Consider the following 17,045-nt stretch of genomic DNA (forward strand, 5'->3'; position numbering starts at 1 on the left):
ACATGAGCTCGCTCTAATACGGCTCGAACAACAGGCGTCGATCAGAAGACAAATCGGGCCGGCAAGCAATTGCCGGTCCGATTTTTTATGCAACGAGCGATTCGAAACTCGCACGGGCGTCTGCCCCTTCGACGATCAGCATGCCTGCGGAGATCGGTAATTTGAAGCGCCGGGGGCCGGCGCTGCCGGGATTGACGAACAGCACGCCGTCGCGCTCGCTGATAGCCGGCTTGTGCGAATGGCCGGTGATCACCACGCCAATCCCGTCGCTGCGCAGGTTGGCACCGACATCCGCGATATCGTGCACGACGAGAACCGTCACCTGCTGGACCGTGAGCTTCGCGTGCGTCGGCAGCGCGCGAGCCCAGTCGCCCGTGTCGTTGTTGCCGCGCACCGCGGTGACGGGCGCGATCGCTTTCAGCGCATCGAGCACCGCTTCATGGCAGATGTCGCCCGCGTGGATGATCGCGTCGCAGTCCGCGAGGTAACGAAGCGCTTCTGGACGGACGAGGTTGTGCGTGTCGGAGATCAGGCCGATTTTCGTACGCGTGGGTGTTGAAGTGGATGCGGTCATGCGGGCAGTATCGGGCAAAACGGCGCGACGTGCGCGCCATGAACTGCTACGGCTCAATCGGCCGACCGCTGGCCGGCCAGTTCGCCCGCCACGGCCCGCGCGGCCCGCAACGTGCGCCTGCCGCCGATCATCCGTCTCGTTGCGCCCTGCACGATCACCGACACGGCGCATGCAATCGCGAAACTGATCCACACGCCATAGCGCGGCAGCAGCATCGCAGTCACGGCGAAAAAGGCGGCGAACGAAGCACGGCCGATCACCATGCCGCGCACCAGCAGCGCGACGAAGTCCGCGCCATGCGCGCGCTGCGCCGACACCGCAAGCACGCTGCCGAGCAGCGGAAACACCGACAGTAGCCCGCTCCAGGTTGCGCCCATCGAGGTGGACAAAGTCGTCACGGCAAGCGTCAGCACCGCGCCGGCAAGCATGCGCGCAATCAGATCGCCGAGCCTGAGCCGCGCGGCGGGCAAATGTCCGGACACGCGCGGCAAGCCACCTTGCGACACCGCCACAGCGGCACACGCGACCATCAGCGCCCACCCGAGTCCGTGGGGCAGCCGCGTGAGCAACGCCGCGACACCCGCCCAGCCCGCCATGCCGGCCACGAGCGCCGTCGGCCACGCGACGCGCCGGCAGGTCCACGCATAAACGAAGTTGAACGCTTCCGACGCGGCAATCGCGGCGATCGACGCCGCCGACGCAAGCGCCGCGAACGCCGGACTGCGTTCGAGCGCGAGCAACAGCACGATCGGGCCGGCGACCACCGGCAGCCCGGCGAGCCAACCCGCCACCGACGGCCCCCACACGCGCCCCGCTACGGTCAGCGCGGCGAGAAACGCGGGCACGAGCGCAAGTTTGAACGCGAGCAGCACGCTCATGCTTCCAGCAGGTGTTCGATCCGGCGATCGGGAATCAGCCACCATGCGGCGGCCAGCGCATAGAGCGCGGCCGAGATCCAGGGCGCGGCGAAAGCGAGCACGATACCCGCGAGATAGATCACGACCGACACCTTGCCTTTGAAGTCGTTGCCGACTGCCTTTGCAATCGTCGACTCGCGGCCATGTTCGCGGATCAGCGCACGGGTCAGAATGAAGTACGCGATGGCGGACATGAACAGAATGACGCCATACAGCGCGGTCGGCCACGCCGCCAGATGATTTTCACCGGCCCAATGCGTGACGGCGGGCAGCAGCGACAACCAGAACAGCAGATGCAGGTTCGCCCATAGCACCGCGCCGTTGACCTTCTGCACGGCATGGAACATGTGGTGATGGTTGTTCCAGTAAATACCGACGTAGATAAAGCTCAGCACATACGCGCAAAACACCGGAATCACGGGGCGCAGCGACGCGAGGTCATAGCCTTCCGGCACCTTCAGTTCGAGCACCATGATCGTGATGATAATGGCGATCACGCCATCGCTGAAGGCTTCGACGCGCCCTTTTCCCATCGGTCGGCTTCCTGGTGATGAAATACGGTGAGGCGCACAGCCCGCCCGCGTGCTTGCGGACAACCCGCGCCGCTGCCGATTATCGGCGATGCCCTCACGCTTTGTCGATCACAGGCCCCTGCATTACATCGCGTGAAACGCCGGAGCACCCTTACTTCAAAGGCTTCAGACCATCCAGCAAGGTCGGCACCAGTTCGCTGATGGTCGGATGAATATGCATCGCGTATTGCAGCACCGGATACGGCGCCCCGGCCGTCATCATGTCGATGAACGTGTGGATCGCTTCGTCGCCCTCGATGCCGTGAATCGCCGCGCCGAGAATCTGTTGGGTTTGCGCATCGACGAGCGCCTTCATGAAGCCGTCGGTTTCGCCGCGCTCGCGGGCGCGGCCCACGCGCGTCATCGGCATCGTGGCGATCAGCGCGTCGCGTCCCGACTCGCGCACCTGCGCCTCCGACATGCCGACGCGCGCGAGCGGCGGATCGACGAACACCGCGTACGCCATGATCCGCGTATCGGCGCTGCGCGAGCCGCTGTGCATGCCGCTGTCCTCGTCGCTGCGCGCGCCGCTGTGCATGCCGCTGCGTACGCCGCTGCGCACGCCCCCATCCAGCAGATTCGCCGCGACGATCTGGAAGTCGTCATAGGACGTATGCGTGAAAGCGCCGCGCCCGTTCACGTCGCCGATCGCCCAGACGCCCGGCACGTTGGTGCGCAGCTGACCGTCGACGGGAATGATTCCGTGCCGGTCGGTCTGGATGCCGGCGGCGTCGAGACCGAGGTCGTCGGTATTCGGCTCGCGGCCGGTGGCAAACAGCAGGTGCGACGCTTCGAGCGCCGGAATGTTCTGCTCGAAGCCAATGCACACGTCGTTCTCATGATGCGGATGCGGTTCGACGCGCGAGGGCTGCACGCCGAACATGAACTCGACGCCTTCACGCGCGAGCACGGTGTGCACCGACTCGGCGAAGTCCGCGTCTTCGCGGCTCAGAATGCGCTCGCCGCGCACTAGCACCGTCACACGGCTGCCGAAACGGCGAAAGATCTGCGCGAATTCGAGCGCGATATAACTTGCGCCCACGATCACCAGATGGGCTGGCAACTCGGTCAGCTCAAGCAGACTGGAATTCGTGTAAAAGCGGATGCGCTCGAGACCCGGCAGCGGCGGCACGACCGCGCGCATGCCGGTGTTGATGAAGATTTCGTCTGCGCTCAGCTCGGTGAGCGGCGTGTCGTCCGGCGTGCTGATCGCAAGCGAATGCGGACCGGTAAAGCGCGCGTGGCCCTGAAACACGGTGACGTTATCCGCGCCGCGCAGCCATTTTTCGACGCCGTCGCGCGAACCGCCGATGATTTTGTCCTTGCGCGCCTTGACCGCCGCCAGATCGACGGCAATCGTTCCGCTGATCTGCACGCCGAGGTCCGCCGCGTGACGCGCCACGTGCGCGGCTCGCGCGCTAGCCACATACGATTTTGTCGGTGTGCACCCCACGTTCACACATGTGCCGCCGAAAGCTCCCCGTTCCACCACCGCCGTCTCGCGTCCGCTTTTGCCGAGCCGCACGGCGAGTGGCGCGCCGCCTTGTCCCGTACCGATCACAATGGCGTCGAAATGCTGTGGCATGGCAATTCTCCCGAGGCGTGGACGATGGTCGTAGCATCTTACCCTCGACGCCCTGGATTGCCCCTGGAAGCTGCCGCTTGCGCTTACGCGTGGCAGTACGCGGCGCAGATCAGTTCGCGCGAACGTTGCAATGCGGCCTGCGCGCCGCGCGTGGCCACGACCCAGCCGACCTGGCCGAGGTTGAAGTCCTGCGACACCATCACCTGCATAAGGGCGACCATCGGTAGAACCACCTCCGGCCGGTATAACTGGTTTCTGATCAACGCTGACATGACTGCTCCGTTGCGCAGCACCGCTTCGGCGCCACGCTCAAACTACGTTTCGATGGGAGCATTCTAGGGAGTGAGAGCGCCTGGATAAATACCGCGAACGCGAAGGCAGTTGTCCGTGAAACAGAACAATCGGGCGCACTGGACCGCGCAGACGCAGACGCGTACGCAGATGCGGGACATGCCGGGACCCGCGTGCCACGCGCGGGCGCAGCCCGCCGCGCCGCGCCCGCGATCAGGTCGGCGTGGCTTCCTTCATCCTGGCGTCATGGAGACTGCGCGCATAGGCGCTCGCTCCGACCGGGCGGCTGTAGAAGTAGCCCTGTTGCTTGTCGCAAGCGATCGAGCGCAGAAAATCCGCCTGCGCTGCCGTTTCGACGCCTTCGGCGGTCACGTTCATGCCGAGCGAGTGCGCCATCGCCACCACGGCCTGTGTGATCGCAATCGAATCGCGATGATCCGGCAGTCCGGCGACAAACGAGCGATCGATCTTCAGATTGTGCAGCGGGAAGCGCTTCAGATACGACAGCGACGAGTAGCCGGTGCCGAAGTCGTCGACGGAAATGCGCACGCCCATGTCGGTCAGCGCGCTCAGCATCGGCATCACGGATTCGCTGTCGCTCATCAGCAGCCGTTCGGTGATTTCCAGCTCCAGCGCCGACGGCTCCAGCCCCGTGCGCGCGAGGCAGCGCTGAATGCGCTCCAGCAGGCCGTCATTGAACTGACGCGGCGACAGGTTCACCGCAACGACCAGATCCGGCGCGATCGTGCGGCGCCATTGCGCAATCTGTTCGCACGCGCGCCTGAGCACCCAGTCGCCGATCTCGACGATCAGACCCGCGTCCTCGGCAACCGGCACGAACTCCGCCGGCGACACGTTGCCGAGTTCGCCGTTATGCCAGCGCAGCAGCGCTTCCGCGCCGATCGTGCGGCCGTCCTGACTGTCGACGATCGGCTGGTACACGAGACTCAGCTCGTCGGACGCGAGTGCACGTCGCAGCGACTGCTCGATCGTGAAGCGGCGCTGCAGATGCTGATTCAGCTCCGCGGTGAAGAACTGGAAGTTGTTCCGCCCGCGCTGCTTTGCGTGATACATCGCTGAATCGGCGTTGCGCATCAGCGTGGCGACGTCCTGGCCATCTTCGGGAAAAAGGCTGATGCCAATCGACGCGCCCAGGTAGTAATCGTTGCCCGCTACCGCGAACGGCTCCGCAATCAGATCGAGAATGCGGCGCGCCAGCCCGATCAGATGCCCGGTGTTCCCGTATGCACTCACCACGATCACGAACTCGTCGCCGCCGACCCGCGCGAGCGTATCCATGCGCCCGGTACAGACCGCGAGGCGTTCGGCGACGCTGCACAGCAACGCGTCGCCCGCTTCGTGGCCGGCCGTGTCGTTGACCTTCTTGAAGCCGTCCAGATCGACGAACAGCACCGCCACGCTCGCCATCTGGCTCGTGCCGCCGAGCGTCACCGGCGCAAACAGATCGCGCATGCGTTCGGTGAGATAGGCACGGTTGTAGAGGCCCGTCAGCGAATCGCGGGTGGCGAGGAATTTGAGCTGAAGCTGCGCCTCGCGAACCGGGCCGATGTCGGTGAACGAAATCAGCACCGAACGCGGTTCGGTGTCGCCCGGGCCGATGATCGGCACGACGTTTTCGGTGATCCAGACGACGTTGCCGTCGATCAGTTCGAGGCCCACGGTCACGCCGAGCAGCGGCTTGCCGGTCGCCAGCGCCCGCTGGGTCGGGTGCTCGCTCGTCTCCATGATCGTCCCGTCCTCATGGAGCGCGCGCGTGATCACGGTCCGTATGCTGTGCCCGACGATCTGCGGACCGGCGCGCAGGATGCGCTGCGCGCTCGGATTGCAGGCAAGCACCTGGCCGTCGCATGACTGCACGATAATGCCCTCGATCAGATGATCGACGACCAGCCGGTGATGCTCTTCACTGCGCGCCAGGCGCTGCGCCATGGCGTCCTGATGGACAGCAAGGCCGACGCTGCTGCCGATGTCGCGCAACATCGCCTCTTCGCGCGGGTCCGGGCGGCGCGGCATGCGGTGATAGACCGCGAATGCACCGAGCAGCACGCCGGCATCGTTTTCGAACGGCACCGACCAGCACGCACGCAGGCCGACCGGCAATGCCAGATGCCGGTACTCGGCCCACAGCGGATCGGTCTCGATGTCTTCGACCACGACGAGACGCCGCTCATACAGGGCCGTGCCGCACGAACCCACGCCCGGGCCGATTGCGACGCCGTCGATCGCGGCACTGAAATGCGCGGGCAGCGACGGCGCGCCGCCCACCCGCATGTGCCTGCCGTCGGCATCCAGCAGCAGAATCGAACAGGATGCGCCGCCGCCAATGAGCGCCTCGGCGCGGCGGCAGATTTCGTCGAGCAGTTCGGGCAGCGGCGTGTTGCGCGTGATCAGACGCAGCACGCTGCGCTTTGACGCAAGGACTGCTTCGGCCAGTTCGGGCCGGTCGTGCGCGGCGCCGGGCGCGGCCCCGGCCGAGTCATCTGATGTCGCTTCGAAAGTCATAATGCGCTCCCCCCTCTGAACATCGGCAGGTCAGTGTACGCGGCACACCGGGGTTTACGCCAAGCGAGCGCAGAATGTCAGGCGGCCCAGGCGCATGGCGGTGGCGGTGGCGGCACGGCGCCGAACAACCGCGTATCCGGACGTTCGTGCTAAACACTAACCATATTTCAGACGTTTCGCCCTGGTCCGGCTGCGATGGCCGTGAGCCGGCACTCCTGTCGCGCGGTCTCCGATGCTGTTGCGCTGACGGTTGCTCCATCGGTTCTCCACCTGTTCCATCGCTCGCGGTCAACCTGCGCGACCGGCCTCTCCAGCCAGTCTTCGGCCGCGAGCGTACCACCCTTAGCCGCTGCAACTGTCCGATGCGGCCGCGTCCAGCGTGAATCCGCGGGCCGTACTGTCGGAAGCGATCGAAGCAAGACAAAACTGCCGTAGTTACGTGCATCGCTACACGGAGCGTAACGGCGTAGAGGTTCACGGCTACGAATTTTAGCCGCCCGGCCTGTTGCCGCCGCCCTCACGACCACCGCCTCCGCCTTCGTGGCCGCCGCCCTGTGGTGGACCGCCCTGCGGACGGCCACCCGCATTGCCTTGCGGCGGTCCACCTTGCGGACGGCCACCCGCATTGCCCGGTGGGGATCCACCTTGCGGACGGCCACCCGCATTGCCCGGTGGGGATCCACCTTGCGGACGGCCACCCGCATTACCCGGCGGCGGACCCGGCGGCCTGCTGCCGCCGTTGCCCGGCGGCGGCCCCGGCGGACGTCCGCCTCCATATCCTGGCCCCGATCCCGGCGGCTTGCCGCCCCCATGACCCGGCCCGCCGGGCGGCCGTCCCGCACCGGGACGCGGCGGAGGTGGCGGCGGATGATTCGCCCAGCGCGACTGCTGGTTATACCAGGGGCGGCCGCGATAATAATTGCCCCAATAGGTGCCGATCGAGAACGTCACGATAGGCAGGCCGATCACCGTGCCATAGTTCATCACCGGCACATTGCTACCTTGATACGGATAGATGAGGCTTCCGGCGTACGCCCAGCCGCGCAGATTCGGCGCCGCGATATCGCACCACTGATAGTTGCTCAGACAGCCCATCACAGTCACCGGCACGCCTCGCGGCAACTGGGTCACGACCGGGTAGTCGGAAGCCGGCCCCGCCCGCACATTGACAGGAACGTTCGTATAAGCCTGGGACTGTGCACTGGCGAATGTGGGCAGCGCCAGCAAACCAGCCGCGTAGATGGATCGAAGGAGTTGTTGTTTCATTCTCTCTCCCGTTGCAGTCGGCTTCGCGGTGCGAGCCCGAACGCAGGTGTGTCGATGAAGTGCCCCGGTTTGAAGGTGCGGGTCACGCTGCGCGCGATGCCCGCACCGTCCGCCTTTGCACGGCGCGTGCCTGGCAGCGGGCCGCAGATCGGGTTCTTCTGAACTTCCAGGCCCTTTATGCCGCCTGGATCAAAAGCCCTCGCAAGATTTTGTAATGGCCTGTTGGAAGTCACGTGTTTTCCACCCTCTGCCCCGGCGCGGGCTGGATAATTATCGAGTGCATGAAAAACCACTCACTGCCTGACCACGCCATGACACTCCGCCCACTGCGCACCATCCGCCCCGCGTTGACTCTCATCGCCGCGCTGGCGCTCGTACTGGAACCGGCCCACGCAACCAGCTTCGACTGCAGCAAAGGACGCTCGCTCACCGAGAAGATGATTTGCCATGACCCTGTCCTTTCGAAGCTCGACGACACGCTGGGCCGACTGTACTGGAAGGCGCGCCGCCAGCAGATGCACCCGAGCGAACGGCGAGCTTTTATCGCGGACAGCGACAGCAAGTGGGCGTGGCGCGAAGCACACTGCCTGGACATGTCGTGTGTCGGTGCGTGGTACGCGGCGCGTATCGGCGAGCTGAAACACCAGTTGGACGCTACCGGCACCGAAACGCCCGGAGCGACCCCGAGGACCCCGGGGATGCCGTTGCCCCTCGTGCCCCGCTCACCGCGCGGACCATCCGATCCTCCAACGCGCACCGCGCCGCCGCTGCCCGCATCGACGCAAACGGAGATCGCAACGCTGCAATGCACGGCCGCCGAGCCTGGCATCGTGATGAACCAGCCATGTCCAGCAGTGCTCCGGGAGACCGGCGGCCAGTGGCGGCACGCGACGCGCGACGCCGACTGGTTCTGCGGCGTCGCGACGCTGACGCCGCCGTCGCTATCCGTGGCGGCGCAGCCCGAAGGCGCTCAATAAACGCGAAGACACAGAGGCAAGCTGGACTAGACGTGAACGTACAAGGCACAGCGCCGGACAACGCCCTACCGGCTGCTCCAGAAGCGTCGCTGAACGTCCATGATCTCGCCTTCCACATCGGCCACCGGCCCGATGACTTCGACCGGTTTCTGGCAATGATCGAACACGTAGCGGCAATCCACGCTCATCGTCGGATTTTCGGCGTGATCGCCGGTGGCGGCCAGCAACTGTTTCTCCGTCATGCCGAACACCACACGGCCTATGTTGGCCCAATACATCGTTCCGGCGCACATGCAGCAGGGCTCGACCGACGTGTAGAGCGTGCAACTCCACAGGTAGGCCGGCGTGAAGTTCAGCGCCGCTACGCGCGCCAGCACCGATTCGGCATGATTCACCGTATCGACGTTGCCTTGCTCCATCAACACTGTTTCCTGGTCAGGTCCGACCAGCACCGCGCCGAACGGATGGTGGCCGAGCAGCGTCGCCCGCTCGGCCACGCGGCTCGAATGCCGCAGATGCCGCACGACCTGCTCGTGCGTGGGCGTCAAGCCCTGCGGCGGGTAGTCGGTCAGCGGGGCTGCGTCAGGATGGGTCGGCACGGTCAGGCTCACGGTCGTCTCCATGGATTAGGGATAGGTGACACCTGAGGCGATCTTACTTCGGCAGCGAACCATCCACGCCTTGCACGAACCAGTTCAGGCGCTGCAGTTCCGCATCGCTGAGCGATTTGCCGGCGGCGACCTTCACCGCGCCCGACTGGTCGCTGATCGGTCCCGCAAACGGGTCGAACTTGCCCGAGATGATGTCGTCGCGCTTCTGGCTCAGCGCTTTCTGCGCGGCCGGCGACACAGCGCCCGTGTTGATGTCCGCAAGGTCGATGGCCTTCTCTTTCAGGCCCCACCACACCGGCGTGCTGTTCCACGTATTCGCCATGACCGTGTCGACCAGATGGGTGTAATACACGCCCCAGTAAGTCACGCAGGCTCCGAGCTGCGCGTTCGGGCCAAACTTCTTCATGTCAGAGTCCCAACCGAACGCGTGCACTTTCTTCTGCTCGGCAGTCTGCATGGTTGCGGTCGAATCGGTGTTCTGGATCAGCACGTCGGCGCCCTGGCCAATCAGCGTCTCCGCTGCCTGCTTCTCGCGGCCCGGATCGAACCAGCTGTTGATCCACACCACCTTCACGCGCGCATTCGGGTTGACCGAGCGCGCACCCATCGTGAATGCATTGATGTTGCGAACCACCTCGGGCACCGGCACCGAGCCGACAAAGCCGAGTGTGTTGGATTTGGTCGTATAGCCCGCGACCAGTCCGGCCAGGTACGCGCTCTGATAGCTACGCACGTCATAGGTGCCGAAGTTCGCAGCCTTCTTGTAGCCGGTTGCGTGTTCGAAGACGGTGTCCGGGAAGTCCTTCGCGACCTTCAGTTCGAAGTCCTGGAAGCCGAAGCTCGTTCCCACCACGATCTTGTTGCCTTTGGACGCGAGGTCGCGGAACACCCTTTCCGAGTCCGCCGACTCCGGCACGTTCTCGACGCGAGTCACTTTCACCTTGTCGCCGAATTTTGCTTCGACTTCTTTCACGCCCTGCTCGTGCGCATAGGTCCAGCCGGCATCGCCCGGATTGCCGAGGTAGACGAACGCGATTCCGAGCGGCTGCGTGCCCGCTGCCACGGCGCTGAATGCGAGGGTCGCGCCGAGTGTCGCGGCAAGGACGGTCCGAACGGTTTTGATGCGCAGGCAAGAGCGCAACGCACGCGACAGCTTTGTGTTCATGGGTTCTCCGAATAGGGTTGGAATGGTCTGCCAGGGCGCCGGGCTGACCCTGACCAGGCTCCAGCATAGAGGGCCATATTCGAAAGACAATTTCAGCCGATAAAATTTTTTATTTTTGCGGCGTGGGTCACGACAACCGAATTTTGGCGACGTAAGCAAGCGGCGTGCGCCAAGCGGCGCCACGAGCGCTTCGCGCATGCGCGCGTGGCCCAATCGCCGAAGCCAGGCCGCCTTCTTTGCGGCCTTAGTTGGGTTTCGGCTCAGGGTCCACCGGATCGTCGCCGGCGGAATCGTCGTGCGCCGGATCGTCGCCCGGCAGACCGGCGCCGCCGAACAGTTCCGCGCAAAGCGCTTCGCCGGTTTCGCTCAGGCGCGCGCTGCCCGTGCCCTCCTCGTTAAACGCCGTGTGCACGAGACCGCTGTCCACCAGCGCCGTCAGTTGCCGGCGCAGTCCGCTCATCGGCACGCCAGCCTGCTTCGAGAGTCGGGCGAGCGACCACGCGCGACCTCGCGTGTCCCGATGCGCGCGCCACAGTTGCGTGAGGATCGCGAGCATGACCGGGTCGATTTCATCGTCGTCCATGGCGGGTGTCTCCATCGTGATAAACGGGCGTTGCAGAGAATATGCCGGTTACGCCATCCGCGCGACCAGTTCACCCAGGGTCTTCAGCGCAGCCTCGGTCTGCGCGGTCCACGGATAGCTGTAATTGAGCCGGATGAAGTTCCGGAATGCGTCGCCCGTCGAAAACATCATGCCTGGCCCAACTGTAATGCTGCGTGCGAGTGCGGCCTGATACACGCGCATCGAATCGACGCGTTCGGGCAGTTCCACCCATAGCACATAGCCGCCTTGCGGCGCCGACATGCGCGTGCCGGCCGGAAAGAAGCGCTGGACCATCGCCGTCATGATGCTCGCCTGCTGGTGATAGACCTTGCGCACGTGCCGCAAGTGCCGGTCATAGCCGTCCTGACGCAGATAATCGGCGACCGCCACCTGCGGCACCGAAGGCGTGGTCAGCGTATTCAGGAACTTCAGCTTCTCGACCTGCGCGCGATAACGGCCAGGCATGGCCCAGCCAATCCGGTACGACGCCGTGAGACTCTTTGAAAACGACGCGCAATGCAGCACGAGCCCCTTCGTGTCGAAGTTCTTTAATGTGGACGGCCGCGTATCGCCGTAATACAACTCCTGATATACGTCGTTCTCGATGACCGGAATGTCGTGCGCCGCCAGCAGTTCGACGAGTTGCCGCTTGCGCGCGTCGGGCATCCGGAAACCAAGCGGATTCTGGAAGTTCGGCATGACCATGCACGCGGCGATCTTCTGCCGGCCGATCACTTCGGCAAGCGCGTCGACGTCGATGCCGTCGAGCGGGTGCGTCGCTATCTCGATCGCGCGCATGCCGAGCCGCTCGATCGCATGCAGCATCGCGTAGTACGTGGGCGATTCCACCGCGACCGTGTCGCCGGGTTTCGCGACGGCCTGCAGGCTCAGGTTGATCGCCTCGGTCGCGCCGAGTGTGATGACGATTTCGCCCGGATCGACCGGCACGCCGTTCTCCGCATAGCGACGCGCGATCTGACGGATCAGTTCGGGATTGCCCGGCGGCAGATCATCGATCAGATTCCAGCTCGAATGTCGGCGCGCGATCGCGTTTGCGTACTGGTTGATGCGCCGCCACGGAAATAGCGACGGGTCAGGATAGGGTGAGCCGAACGGCACGGCGTCGTGCGCGCCGATGCTGCGCAGGGTCGATAGCACCAGCCGGCTGACGTCGACCGCAGCCGCCACCGGCGGTATGGGCGGCGCGGCCGGCCGGCTCAGGCGTGGCTCGCCGGCGCCGCCGACGGCCGCTGTTGCGCCGTCGCGCACGAAATAACCCGACTGCGGGCGCGTTTCGACGATGCCGCGGCTCTCGAGCAGTGCATAAGCATGCAGCACCGTCTTGATGCTGACGCCGTGCTGCTGGCTTGCCTGCCGCACCGACGGAATCCGCTCGCCGGCCGCGAACACGCCACGGCGTACGGCCTCGGCAATCTCATCAGCAAGTTTTTCGTACAGTTTCAACGGCTCGACCCGGCAGACGCATCGTTACAGGCTCCCCAGTCTACGACCAAAACGCGGCAACTGTACTCCTCGCCTTTCCGATTTTCTGTATGCTGCACTGCATTTGGAACACAGTAGGCTTGCAGGTGTCGGTTTAATCATCTCCCTCACCGCCGCCCGGCACCATCATGAAAAAACCCGAAGCTCGGATCGAACCGTACACCCACCCCGCCGCGGGCTGGGGCGCGCTCAAATACGTCGCCGTCAACCTGATCAAGGAGAAGGTGACCGGCGGCAACTATCGAACGCTGCTCAAACAGAACCAGCCGGATGGCTTCGACTGTCCGGGCTGCGCGTGGCCGGATCGCGAGCATGCGTCCACGTTCGAGTTCTGCGAGAACGGCGTCAAGGCGGTGGCCGCCGAGGCCACCAGCAAGCGCGTGACGCCCGCATTCTTCGAAGAGCACACCGTTGCACAGTTGATGGCGCAGTCGGACTTCGAGCTCGAACAGCACGGCCGCCTGACCGATCCGCTCGTGTATGACGCGCCGCGCGACCGGTACGTGCCGATCGGCTGGGACGAAGCGTTCGACCTGATCGCCCGCCACCTGAATGCGCTCGACGATCCCGACCGCGCCGCCTTCTACACATCGGGCCGCGCGAGCAACGAAGCGGCCTTTCTGTACCAGTTGTTCGTGCGCATGTACGGCACCAACAACTTTCCCGACTGCTCGAACATGTGCCACGAGGCAACCAGCCGCGGTTTGCCGGACACCGTGGGTATCGGCAAGGGCACAGTGACGCTCGACGATTTCGAACACGCCGACACGCTTCTCATCTTCGGCCAGAATCCGGCGACCAACCATCCGCGCATGCTTGGCGAACTACGCGAATGCGCGAAACGCGGCGCGACCATCGTGTCGATCAATCCGCTCAAAGAGCGCGGGCTCGAACGCTTTGCAAGCCCTCAGCATCCGGTGGAAATGATCACGATGGGCAGCACGAAGATCAGCTCCGTGTTCATCCGTCCAAAGATCGGCGGCGACTTCGCGTTGATCAAGGGCGTCGCCAAGCGCGTGGTCGAACTCGACGACGAAGCGCGCGCGGGCGGCCGCGAGCGCGTGCTCGATACCGCGTTCATCGCCGAGCATACCGTGGGGTTCGACGCGTTCGCGGACGATCTGCGCGCCGAGCGCTGGGACACGATCGTGGCCGAAGCCGGCGTGCCGTTCGAAGAAGTGCTGCAACTCGCCGACATCTACGTGAAGGGCCGTGCGGTCATCTCCACATGGGGCATGGGTCTCACGCAGCACAAGAACTCGGTGCCGACAGTGCAACTGCTGTCGAACCTGATGATGATGCGCGGCAATATCGGCCGGCGCGGCGCGGGACTGTGTCCAGTGCGTGGACACTCGAACGTGCAGGGCGATCGCACGGTCGGCATCGAGGAAAAGCCGACGCAGGCGTTTCTCGACCGCCTCGGCGAGGTCTACCGCTTCGAGCCCCCGCGCGAACATGGACTGGACGTCGTCAACACGATCCAGGCGATGCTCGATGGCAAGGTGAAGGTGTTCATCGGGCTCGGCGGCAATTTTTCGATTGCGACGCCGGACACGCCGCGCACGTGGGATGCCATGCGCTCGTGCGCGCTGACCGTGCATATCACAACCAAACTGAACCGCAGCCATCTGATCCATGGCCGCGACGCGCTGATCCTGCCGACACTCGGCCGCACCGAAATCGATTTGCAGAACGGCGTCGCGCAGGGCGTGAGCGTCGAGGATTCGATGAGCATGGTGCACATCTCGTACGGGATGAACAAGCCGGCGTCGGAGAATCTGCTCTCGGAGATTGCGATCGTCGCGCGGATGGCGCATGCGACGCTTGGCAGCGAAAAGGTGGACTGGCTCGCGCACGCGTTGGACTATTCGCTGATCCGCGACGGCATTGCGAAGGTGATCGACGGCTTCGGCGATTACAACGAGCGCCTGAAATATCCCGGCGGCTTTCATCTTGGCGTGGCCTCGCGCGAGCGGATCTGGAAGACGCCGAGCGGCAACGCGCAATTCCTCGTGCACGCGATTTCGACGGACACGCCGATTCATCGCGCGCGAAAAGAACACGGCGCACGGCTGATGACGCTGATGACGACGCGCTCGCACGATCAGTACAACACGACGATCTACGGGCTCGACGACCGCTATCGCGGTGTGTACGGGCAGCGCCGCGTGCTGTTCGCGAACCGCGACGATCTCGCGATGCTCGGCTTCGCGCCCGGACAGCGGGTGGACGTCACGAGTGTGTGGGACGACGGCGTGAAGCGTCACGCGGACGGCTTCCTGCTCGTGGAATACGACATCCCGCGCGGATGTCTTGGGGCCTATTATCCGGAAACGAACCCGCTCGTGCCGCTGTCTTCCACGGCAGACGGCGCGGGAACACCGACGTCAAAATCGATACCGGTGTTGCTGACCGCGTCCGCACTGCGTGCGCCGCAAAACGCGCAATCGCCGCAAGCCTTGGCGGTCTGACACGTCAGCGCTGTCGTTCAGTGGCCCTGGCTTTCGTCAGGTCCCGATGCGTCAGGTAAAGACGCAGATCGAATTCGATCTGGTGGTAGCCCGGCTGCATGAACTCGCACAGGCGGTAAAAGGCCTTGTTGTGATCGCTCTCCTTCAGGTGGGCGAGTTCATGCACGACGATCATCTTCAGAAATTCCGGCGCGGCCGCTTTGAACAGCGACGCGATGCGGATTTCCTTCTTGGCTTTGAGCTTGCCGCCCTGCACCCGTGAAATGCTGGTGTGCAAACCGAGCGCGTGACGCATGACGTCGAGTTTGGCGTCGTAGGTGACTTTGTCGATCTGCTCCGCGCTGCGCAGGTGCTCGCGTTTCAGTTCTGCACAGTAGGCGTAGAGCGCCTTGTCGGTTTGCACGTCATGGGTGTCCGGATAACGTGCGCCGAGGTACGCGCCAAGCTGATCGCCAGCGATCAGCCTGTTCACCTTCTCTTGCAGCGCAGCCGGGTAGCCGGTCAGGTATTTGAGGTGGGGCATGGGCTGCTTTCTGGTGCCGGGGACGGGACTTGAACCCGTAAGCCGTGAAGCGGCGGATTTTAAGTCCGCTATGTTTACCAATTTCATCACCCCGGCAGGGCGCAACCTTGTCTGGACGCGCATTCTACCATTGCCTCACGGGCGTTCCAAACAGCCGCATGGCCGCCCGTTCGCCCTCACGCTGTCGCGGTTCTGCCGTGCGTCCAGTTCGCGCAAGCTGGCATCAGCGTCATTCCGGGACCGATCCCGCAGTCAACCGGCAGTCATTCGGCAGTCATTCGGCAGTCACAAAGCTTGCCGATAATCCGCTCACGAAAACGTTTTCAGCCGAGCGGAAAACCCATGACCCCAACGATCAAGGATGTCGCCGCCCACGCGGGCTTTTCGATCGCGACAGTGTCGCGTGCGATCAATGCGCCGCACACCGTGAATCCGGTCACGCTCGACAAGGTGCGTCAATCCATTGACGCACTGAACTTCCGGCCGAGCCCGCTCGGCCGTCAATTGCGCGGCGAACGCACCCGCCTGATCGGCGTGATCCTGCCGACGCTCGCCAACCCGGTCTTTGCGGAGTGCCTGCAGGGCATCGACGAACTTGCCGCCGCGCAGGGCTACCGCCTGATGCTGATGACCACCGAATACGACGCCGACCGCGAACGTCATGCGATCGAAACGCTGCGGGAGCAGCGCGTGGAAGGACTGATTCTGACGGTCGCCGATGCGGACACGCATCCGCTGCTAGACGAACTCGACCGCGCCGGTCTGCTCTACGTGCTGATGCATAACGACACGGTGCGCCGGCCGTCCGTCTCGGTCGACAATCGTCTGGCCGCATTCGACGGCGTTCGCATGCTGATCGCTCACGGTCATCGCCGCATCCTGATGCTCGCCGGCTCGCTCGCCGCATCGGATCGCGCGCGCCAGCGGCATCTGGGATATGCGCAGGCGATGCAGCAGGCCGGTCTCACAGCCGCACCGGCGCTCGAAGTCGACTTCAACGCAGAAGAATTGTCGCCCGCCGTGCTCGCTCATCTGACGAGCGGACCGAACCGCCCCACCGCTCTTTTCTGCAGCAACGATCTGCTGGCGATGGTCGTGATGCGCGGCTTGCGGCGTGCGCGCCTGCAGATTCCGCAAGACATGTCGATTCTCGGCTTCGACGGCCTCGCGGTCGGCGAACTGCTGTCGCCCCCGCTTGCAAGCGTCTGCGCACCGAATCGCGAGATCGGGTGCGCGGCGTGGCGGCGTCTGCTCGCGCGGGTGACCGGTTCATACGAATCGCTCGACGACAACCGGCTTACGCTCACGTTGCCTCACAGCCTGCGCGAAGGCGCAACGATCGCGGCGATCGCGAATCGTGCGGACGTGGCGCCCCATTCGCCGGCCGCATAGGTAAGAGTCCTCAAGATATCGACGCATGAGCGCACACCGCCAACGGCGCGCCTTTGCAGCAGACGTACGAA

15 protein-coding genes and 1 tRNA gene are annotated in these 17,045 nt (G+C 64.4%); 3 read left to right on the top strand and 13 right to left on the bottom strand.

The window, feature by feature from the left end; translation table 11 throughout:
- Window positions 1-85: 85 nt before the first annotated feature.
- The 7 genes from AAGS40_RS09195 to AAGS40_RS09225 form a co-directional block, all read right to left on the bottom strand.
- Window positions 86-574, bottom strand: a complete 489-nt coding sequence (locus AAGS40_RS09195) for a metallophosphoesterase family protein (protein WP_345810969.1) — start codon at window positions 572-574, stop codon at window positions 86-88.
- A gap of 53 nt (window positions 575-627) precedes the next feature.
- On the bottom strand, window positions 628-1,452 hold the full coding sequence (locus AAGS40_RS09200; RefSeq protein WP_345810970.1) for a hypothetical protein: 825 nt from the start codon (window positions 1,450-1,452) through the stop codon (window positions 628-630).
- Window positions 1,449-2,024 (bottom strand): TMEM175 family protein, encoded by a 576-nt coding sequence (locus AAGS40_RS09205; RefSeq protein ID WP_345810971.1) that lies wholly within the window; start codon window positions 2,022-2,024, stop codon window positions 1,449-1,451. Before AAGS40_RS09205 ends, AAGS40_RS09200 begins: the two co-directional genes overlap by 4 nt.
- Before the next feature lie 151 nt (window positions 2,025-2,175).
- Window positions 2,176-3,648: a mercuric reductase gene (locus AAGS40_RS09210; RefSeq protein WP_345810972.1), complete on the bottom strand. Its 1,473-nt coding sequence runs from the start codon at window positions 3,646-3,648 to the stop codon at window positions 2,176-2,178.
- Between the two features lie 83 nt (window positions 3,649-3,731).
- Entirely contained in the window at window positions 3,732-3,920 is a 189-nt protein-coding gene (locus AAGS40_RS09215; RefSeq protein WP_345810973.1) for a hypothetical protein, read from the bottom strand.
- Window positions 3,921-4,152: 232 nt separating this feature from the next.
- The gene (locus AAGS40_RS09220) at window positions 4,153-6,462 is read right to left on the bottom strand and encodes an EAL domain-containing protein (protein ID WP_345810974.1); all 2,310 of its coding nucleotides are present in this window, start codon (window positions 6,460-6,462) and stop codon (window positions 4,153-4,155) included.
- Between the two features lie 489 nt (window positions 6,463-6,951).
- Window positions 6,952-7,728, bottom strand: a complete 777-nt coding sequence (locus AAGS40_RS09225; RefSeq protein ID WP_345810975.1) for an SH3 domain-containing protein — start codon at window positions 7,726-7,728, stop codon at window positions 6,952-6,954.
- Window positions 7,729-7,961: 233 nt separating this feature from the next.
- On the opposite strand from AAGS40_RS09225, the gene AAGS40_RS09230 reads away from it, so the two are divergent.
- Window positions 7,962-8,705 carry a hypothetical protein gene (locus AAGS40_RS09230; protein WP_345810976.1) on the top strand — a complete coding sequence of 248 codons (744 nt, stop codon included), beginning with the start codon at window positions 7,962-7,964 and terminating at the stop codon, window positions 8,703-8,705.
- A 65-nt stretch (window positions 8,706-8,770) separates the two neighbouring features.
- Here AAGS40_RS09230 and AAGS40_RS09235 read toward each other — a convergent pair whose 3' ends face one another.
- The 4 genes from AAGS40_RS09235 to AAGS40_RS09250 all read right to left on the bottom strand — a co-directional run bounded on the left by AAGS40_RS09235 (window position 8,771) and on the right by AAGS40_RS09250 (window position 12,549).
- On the bottom strand, window positions 8,771-9,328 hold the full coding sequence (locus AAGS40_RS09235; protein ID WP_345810977.1) for a nucleoside deaminase: 558 nt from the start codon (window positions 9,326-9,328) through the stop codon (window positions 8,771-8,773).
- Window positions 9,329-9,359: 31 nt separating this feature from the next.
- Window positions 9,360-10,481 carry a BMP family ABC transporter substrate-binding protein gene (locus AAGS40_RS09240; RefSeq protein ID WP_345810978.1) on the bottom strand — a complete coding sequence of 374 codons (1,122 nt, stop codon included), beginning with the start codon at window positions 10,479-10,481 and terminating at the stop codon, window positions 9,360-9,362.
- Window positions 10,482-10,725: 244 nt separating this feature from the next.
- Window positions 10,726-11,064, bottom strand: coding sequence for a helix-turn-helix domain-containing protein (locus AAGS40_RS09245; protein ID WP_345810979.1), 339 nt, complete (start codon window positions 11,062-11,064; stop codon window positions 10,726-10,728).
- A gap of 48 nt (window positions 11,065-11,112) precedes the next feature.
- Window positions 11,113-12,549: a PLP-dependent aminotransferase family protein gene (locus AAGS40_RS09250; RefSeq protein ID WP_345810980.1), complete on the bottom strand. Its 1,437-nt coding sequence runs from the start codon at window positions 12,547-12,549 to the stop codon at window positions 11,113-11,115.
- A 167-nt stretch (window positions 12,550-12,716) separates the two neighbouring features.
- Here AAGS40_RS09250 and AAGS40_RS09255 point away from each other — a divergent pair, with 167 nt between their 5' ends.
- The gene (locus tag AAGS40_RS09255; protein WP_345810981.1) at window positions 12,717-15,059 is read left to right on the top strand and encodes an FdhF/YdeP family oxidoreductase; all 2,343 of its coding nucleotides are present in this window, start codon (window positions 12,717-12,719) and stop codon (window positions 15,057-15,059) included.
- 4 nt (window positions 15,060-15,063) lie between these two features.
- Here the strand turns inward: AAGS40_RS09255 and AAGS40_RS09260 are convergent, their stop codons facing one another.
- Both AAGS40_RS09260 and AAGS40_RS09265 read right to left on the bottom strand, forming a co-directional pair.
- On the bottom strand, window positions 15,064-15,582 hold the full coding sequence (locus AAGS40_RS09260) for a M48 family metallopeptidase (protein ID WP_345810982.1): 519 nt from the start codon (window positions 15,580-15,582) through the stop codon (window positions 15,064-15,066).
- Between the two features lie 11 nt (window positions 15,583-15,593).
- Window positions 15,594-15,678, bottom strand: a tRNA-Leu gene (locus tag AAGS40_RS09265).
- Between the two features lie 246 nt (window positions 15,679-15,924).
- Here AAGS40_RS09265 and AAGS40_RS09270 point away from each other — a divergent pair.
- A complete protein-coding gene (locus tag AAGS40_RS09270; protein ID WP_345810983.1) occupies window positions 15,925-16,974 on the top strand; it encodes a LacI family DNA-binding transcriptional regulator in 1,050 nt (349 codons plus the stop codon).
- Window positions 16,975-17,045: the final 71 nt, after the last annotated feature.

This window comes from Paraburkholderia sp. PREW-6R (genome assembly GCF_039621805.1).
GTDB lineage: Bacteria > Pseudomonadota > Gammaproteobacteria > Burkholderiales > Burkholderiaceae > Paraburkholderia.